1 protein-coding gene is annotated in these 1,750 nt (G+C 44.6%); it reads right to left on the bottom strand.

Features of this window, described 5'->3' with window-relative positions; translation table 11 throughout:
• Window positions 1-14: 14 nt before the first annotated feature.
• A complete protein-coding gene (locus NG792_RS28745) occupies window positions 15-1,646 on the bottom strand; it encodes an IS1182 family transposase (protein ID WP_261237797.1) in 1,632 nt (543 codons plus the stop codon).
• Window positions 1,647-1,750: the final 104 nt, after the last annotated feature.

Below are 1,750 nucleotides of genomic sequence, written 5' to 3'. Positions count from 1 at the left end.
CCTAGGGCGTCGGTTCAGTAAAAAGGCTTGACAAGACCGAGCAAATGTGTATTTACCTGCTCGACTCCACTACAGTGCGGCTGTTGTATTGGTAAAACCTCATTCATTCGAGCAATGACATGAAGATTATGGACAACAGCCACTCGCCTGAGATCGAAGAGGTTTTTGCGCTGTCCAATATAACGGGCGCGTTTGTCCTGCCACTGTCCGACATGAGCCAGAGAGTGTTCTACAGACGTTCTCTCCCTAAGGAAAGCGCGACCGTCTGAGGTAGATTGACGCTGACGTAATTCCTGCATCAATCCTTCATCGGGATGGATAGATATGCTGCGGCCATTCTTACTTGTAGTACAGCGTTCTCTCAGGGGACAAGCGGCACACTCCGGTTTGGGAAAATGAACGACCTTACCGGGTTCAAACGGCATAATCACTTGATTTGGACAACTAATTACCTGGTTCTCCCAGTCAAAAACAAAAACGTTTTTATCAAATCGTCCTGAGTTTCTTACCGGCCATGCCTTACAAAATATCTGTAATTGTTCAGTGCGTTCTTTTACCCAATGACTCGATAAATAAGCTCGGTCGATATGTAGCTCATTTAACTGAACCTGTTGTCTTTTTAAGTCAACTTCTAAGTCAACAGTGGCAGCGGCTTCTGGTGTATTAGCGCGGGTGACAGCCACAGCCCGAATCACCCCTATATCTAAATCTTTAAGAATATGGCGTTTATAACCATCTATTTTTTGAGAGCGGCTTTTTCGTCCATGCCGCATATCTGGATCTTCAATAGAAATGCGTCGGTCCTTAGCGACCCCTTTCGTCAACTTCGGCACTCCCATTGAGTCTACTGTCACATTTTGAGATTCAATCAATCGGGCAACCAGGAGAGGAGCTTGTGCCTCTTCTATTTCATCAGGATTAGGCTGCTGTTGTATCCATTCTTCTACACAATTCAGGCTGTTTAGTATAGTTGATAAGGCATTTTGGCTTTCGGCAGGGTCATCCCAGTTTAAATCTAATGCGGCTTTTAAGCTGGAACTATTGACAAAATCCGCTCCCGCTTCATTGGCTATTTCTGCCAGCCCCCACCCCTGCTGTACAGCTATGATACTCAACGCCTTACGCAGAGCATGACCCAAGAGATTATAGGTGTCTTCTACTTTACCTGCACCCCATAATGGAGAAGAATCTAATGCAGCTCTTAAATTAGCCGAACCAAAGCCTCCTTTGAGCTTGGCAATTTCTACAGTACGGTCAATTAAACGCTGGTCAAAGCCTTTTTTAATTAAGGCGCTTCTGAATCTTATTAGAGTGGCTTTACTGAATGGAGGTTTTTCGCAGTTCAGGCAATTCAGAACTAATTGCCATCGGAGGTCCATGACTAGCTCTTCAATCACTTCCTCGTCAGAAATCCCCATATAAGCTTGGAGAATAGTGGCTAAAGCCAATTGTGCTGGTGCGATGGGACAGTAGCCCATTGTGCTGTCTTTAAAAATTGTGGCAAGTTCTTCTTGAAACTCATCATCGAATATGTACAGACGGTTCAGGCGAAGAAAAGTAAAAAGCTTGGCTTTTTTGATGCGATTAATAATTACCTGTTCTGAATCTGATAGCTCTACTGGCGGGTGCCACAAAGGAGGACGCATAGACTTTACTCCGTAATGAGCGCTTGAATTTAATGGGTTCGTCAATTTCAGTTATGCATAGTTGAATCGTTTTGTCAAGCATGGGTACTGAACCGACGCCCTAG

It is taken from the genome of Laspinema olomoucense D3b, from assembly GCF_025370785.1.
GTDB lineage: Bacteria > Cyanobacteriota > Cyanobacteriia > Cyanobacteriales > Laspinemataceae > Laspinema > Laspinema olomoucense.
The sequence above is the reverse complement of the archived record's forward strand: the minus strand, read 5'-3'. Positions and strand labels throughout refer to the sequence as shown.